The organism is Mycobacterium sp., assembly GCF_049673265.1.
GTDB lineage: Bacteria > Actinomycetota > Actinomycetes > Mycobacteriales > Mycobacteriaceae > Mycobacterium.
The window spans coordinates 1-4,479 of the sequence record NZ_JBATXN010000220.1; the positions used below are offsets into that span (position 1 = coordinate 1).

Annotated in this window: 3 protein-coding genes and 1 pseudogene; 2 read left to right on the forward strand and 2 right to left on the reverse strand. The window is 66.5% G+C overall.

Features of this window, described 5'->3' with window-relative positions; genetic code table 11:
• Positions 1-960 (reverse strand): annotated as a pseudogene (locus WBF82_RS07770) (glutamate synthase subunit alpha); the annotation flags it as partial.
• A gap of 705 nt (positions 961-1,665) precedes the next feature.
• Between WBF82_RS07770 and WBF82_RS07775 the strand changes: the two are divergent.
• Positions 1,666-2,787 (forward strand): MinD/ParA family ATP-binding protein, encoded by a 1,122-nt coding sequence (locus WBF82_RS07775; protein ID WP_424382477.1) that lies wholly within the window; start codon positions 1,666-1,668, stop codon positions 2,785-2,787.
• Here the strand turns inward: WBF82_RS07775 and sigI are convergent.
• Positions 2,784-3,659, reverse strand: a complete 876-nt coding sequence (sigI, locus tag WBF82_RS07780; RefSeq protein WP_424382475.1) for an RNA polymerase sigma factor SigI — start codon at positions 3,657-3,659, stop codon at positions 2,784-2,786. The two genes, WBF82_RS07775 and sigI, sit on opposite strands and share 4 nt — an antisense overlap.
• Positions 3,660-3,863: 204 nt before the next feature.
• Here sigI and WBF82_RS07785 point away from each other — a divergent pair.
• Positions 3,864-4,479, forward strand: a 616-nt coding sequence (locus WBF82_RS07785) for a serine/threonine-protein kinase (RefSeq protein ID WP_424382476.1), incomplete at its 3' end; no start/stop codon positions are given.

Here is a 4,479-nt window from a genome sequence, read left to right on the forward strand (position 1 = left end):
CATCAGCACCGCGTGAGCCAGGCTGCGCCCGCCAAGGTGCAGCAGCTCGAGCGCTTCATCGAAGCGCGCGGTGTCCGAGGCACCCGGGGTGCAGATCGGGAACAGCTTGTCGACATCGTCGTAGGAACCGAAGACGTCGGTCTTCATCAACGCCTCGCGGGCGCGCATCCAGTTCTCGTTACCGGTGACGGTGTTGATCTCGCCGTTGTGGGCGATGCGCCGGAAGGGGTGCGCCAGCGGCCACGACGGGAAGGTGTTGGTTGAGAACCGGGAGTGCACGATGCCCAGCGCGCTTTCCAGCCGGTCGTCTTGCAGGTCGAGGTAGAAGGCCTTGAGCTGCGGGGTGGTCAACATTCCCTTGTAGACGAATGTCTGTCCGGAAAGGCTTGGGAAATAAACGGTTTCGCGGCCGGGTCCGTCCTGCCCGGGGCCCTTGGTGCCGAGCTCGTGCTCGGCGCGCTTGCGGATGACGTAGGCGCGTCGCTCCAACTCCATGCCGCTCGCGCCTGCGATGAACAGCTGGCGGAAGGTGGGCATCGCGTCGCGGGACAGCGCACCCAGCGACGACTCGTCGGTCGGCACGTCGCGCCAGCCGAGTGTCTGCAGGCCCTCGGCTTCGACGATCTTCTCCACCGCAGCACAGGCCGCTGCCGCTTCTTTGGAGGACTGCGGGAGGAATGCGATGCCGGTGGCGTAGCTGCCGGCTTCGGGCAGCTCGAAGTCGACGATCGAACGCAGGAACAGGTCCGGAACCTGGATCAGGATGCCGGCGCCGTCGCCGCTGTGCGGTTCCGCGCCTTGTGCGCCGCGATGCTCGAGGTTGAGCAACGCGGTGATCGCCTTGTCCACGATGTCGCGGCTGCGGCGGCCGTGCATGTCCACGACCATGGCCACCCCGCATGAGTCGTGCTCGAATGCGGGGTTATAGAGCCCTTTGGAGCCCGAGCGGTTGGGCGCCATTCCCACCTGACCCTTCACCAGAACTTTCTGCCGCGGAATTCATGAGTCTCATCCGTTGGCGCCGCCCCCGGTAGGCTTACGGGCTAGGCCCCAACGGTCTCGTCGATACGCTGGTCGCCTGGCGGCGGGTGATCCGGTTGAGGATGCATCCGTGCAGCGCTGGACGGTGGCCCTGTACCCGGTTTTCGACAAGTCGTAAAACGATATGCCAAAACCCGCCTGACATGCCAACTTGATCAATACTAACCCGTCAGTCGGGGGTGCTGGCTCGTTGCGGCGGTTCCGATGGGCCGCTTTGCCGGTGGCGGCTGTGATCCTGGCTATTGGGATGTGCCGGAGGGGTTTACGAGGCCGGTAGCGGTAGCTCGCCGCTCGCGCGATCTGCTCAGGAAGTTTGCTGCGATCGACGGCCGGCGACGGGCGGACCGCCGGGCGGGTGCCCGTGGGCCGGTCAGTCCGGTGATGCACCTCACCATAGGGCGTGGCAGTGGCGCTTGCTGGGCCGATCGGGCCGAAGGTGCCACGGGCGTCTGACCCCAGGGGCAGGTCAAAAGGACCTTTGCCGAAGAAGTTGCCCGGATTTTTTTGCCAACTTCCGTACTGCAGTCCTTGGTGAGCCGGGGGCGCATCTACGATGCCACTGTCGAGCGTGGCTGCTTCGATGAACCGATTCCGCTAGCGCAAGCTCCTGACTTCCGGTTGACCATGAACGAACGTGACGATTTCCTGCGGGACCGGCTGGGCCGGGTAGGACCTGGGCCCCATGCCGGTCCGCCAACGCGTCCGCAACAACCCCCGCCCGACGGTCCGCGAGCGCCGCAACCGCAGTCCGACGGCCCGCGATCCGCCCCGCCGCGGCCTGCGGCCGGAGCACACCGGGCGTCGTGGGGCAGCATCGACGTTTCACCGGCCGTGCCGCGACCGCGGCCGCCCGTTCCCAAATACGGTTGGCGGCGCATCGTCTGCAAGGCCACTTTCGGCCTGATCAACCCCGGCCCTTCGCCCCAGGAAAAGCAGGAAGCCGACCATGAGGCCGCCATCGGCGCCGTGCTTCGCGGCAACTACAAGGTGGGTGTGCTCGGCAAGGGGGGCGTCGGGAAAACCACCATCGCGGCGAGCGTTGGGTCGATCTTCGCGGAGTTGCGCCGGCAGGACCGCGTGGTCGCGGTTGACGCCGACACCGCCTTCGGCCGGCTTGGCAGCAGGATCGACCCGCAGACCAGCGGCTCGTACTGGGAACTTGCCGCCGACCGGAATCTTGCCTCGTTCGCCGATATGAGCACCCGGGTTGGCAGCAATTCGGCGGGCCTGTACGTGCTGGCCGGGGAGCCGACGGCCGGTCCGCGCCGCGTGCTCGATCCTGCGCTGTACCGCGAAGCCGCCTCGCGGCTCGACCGGCACTTCACGATCTCGATCGTCGACTGCGGCTCGACGATGGACGCCCCGGTCACCCAGGAGGCGCTCAGCGACCTCGATGCGCTGATCGTGGTGTCGTCGCCCTGGGCAGATGGTGCGTCGGCCGCAGCGCAGACGATGGAATGGCTGGCGGCACATGGCCGTACCGGCCTTCTGCAACGCACGGTGGTGGTGCTCAACGATTCCGACGGGCACTCCGACCGGCGCACCCGTTCACTGCTGGCCCGCCAGTTTGTCGACCGCGGTCAGACGGTGGTGGAAGTGCCCTTCGATCCGCACCTGCGGCCCGGCGGCGTCATCGACGTGCGGGACGAGATGTCTCGTAGAACGCGACGCAGATTTCTGCAGATCGCGGCCGCGGTCGCCGGTTTCTTTGCATCGCGGCCGGCCGGCACGCCGGAAAACCGCTAGCCCACGGTCCGCGCCGACGGGTCCGCGGTGGCTTCGATCTTGGTGACCAGCTGTCCGCGAATAGTCAGCACGATCACGGCGAAAAGCCGTCGCTCGGCGAAGGCCAGCAGCACCGGCTGACCGGCCGGACCGCTGACCACCGTCACACCCGGTCCCAGATAGCGCAGCAGGTTGACGGCAACATCGTGCGGACCATGGTTGATCTGCGGCGGCGGAGCGGGATCGACGAGCAAAGTGCCGACCCCCCACACCGTCGGGTCCAGCACCTCGGCCAGGGCCTGCAGATCGCCGTTGGCGCAGGCGGTGATGAATTTCTCGGTGACACGCTGATGGTCGGCGACCGGCACATCGCCTGGCTTTGGTTGTGCGCCTGCGAATTTCGCCCTCGCGCGCCGGGCCAGTTGGCGACACGTGCCGACCGGGCGGCCCACCGTCTCGGCGATCGCGTCGAATGGCATTCCGAACACGTCGTGCAAGACAAACGACACCCGCTCCCCCGGGCTGAGTCGGCGCAACACTTCCAGCAGGGCGGTGCGGACCTCGTCGTCCAGCGTGACCCGATCGGCCGGATCCAGCCGACGGGACTGATTGAGCGCGGCCACCTCTGCGCCGATGTCGGTGGGCCGCTCGTAACGGGCCCGCGCCGAACGGACCTGGTCGAGGCAGAGCCGCCCCGCCACGACCGTCAGCCAGGCGCGGACATCATCGATCTGGCTGAGGTCGGTACGGGAGAGCCGCAGAAACGCTTCCTGCGCAACGTCTTCAGCGTCGCCGACGTCACCGAGCATTTGGTACGCCAGATTAACCAGGTACGGGCGATGCCGACGCCAGGCGTCGGTGATCTGGTCGTTCGCTGACTGCGGTTGGCTCATTCTGTTACGACGATCTAGTCCACGAGAAAGTTACACGGTTCGGCGGTTTTAGACTGCAGCGACAAGGCGTGAAGGGGGTTCGGTGACGGCACCGCTGAAGACGGCAACGGTTTGCCTCCCACCCTGCCCTGATCAGGCGGCCCGAATGTCGCCGGCGCGACCACGCCGCGCCCGCCCGAATCCCCCGCACGGCAGGTCGTTTAGATGCTGACCGTCGGTTCGGTGGTGGCTGGTTACCGCATCGAGCGCTTGCTGGGTACCGGCGGTATGGGCGCGGTGTATCTGGCGGCCAACCCGACGTTGCCGCGCCGCGACGCGCTCAAAGTGCTTTCGGCTGAGTTGTCACTCGATCCCGACTTCCGAGCGCGCTTTATCCGTGAGGCCGATGTGGCCGCTTCGCTTGACCATCCTCAGATCGTGTCGGTGTATAGCCGCGGGCACACCGACGACGGCCAATTGTGGATCGCAATGCAATTCGTCGACGGCACCGATGCAGATGCCGCCCTGCGTGCCGGTGCGATGACTCCGCAGCGTGCCGTGCACATCATCGCTGAGGTGGCGAAGGCCCTCGATTTCGCGCATGCCCATCAGGTCGTGCACCGAGACATCAAGCCGGCGAACTTTCTGCTGTCGGGCACGCCAGGCCCTGGCGAGCGGGTGCTGCTGGGCGATTTCGGGATCGCACGTGCACTCGATGACGTCGGCCTGACGGCGACGGGTTCGGTGGTGGCGACAGTCGCTTACGCGGCTCCGGAGGTGCTGTCGGGATTGCGCTTTGATGGGCGTGCCGACATTTATTCGCTGGGCTGCACACTGTTTC

What these genes read in the sequence shown, in the direction of transcription:
- WBF82_RS07775 (WP_424382477.1), top strand. Translation starts at nt 1,666, where the DNA reads ATGAACGAACGTGACGATTTCCTGCGGGACCGGCTGGGCCGGGTAGGA.
- sigI (WP_424382475.1), bottom strand. Translation starts at nt 3,659, where the DNA reads ATGAGCCAACCGCAGTCAGCGAACGACCAGATCACCGACGCCTGGCGT.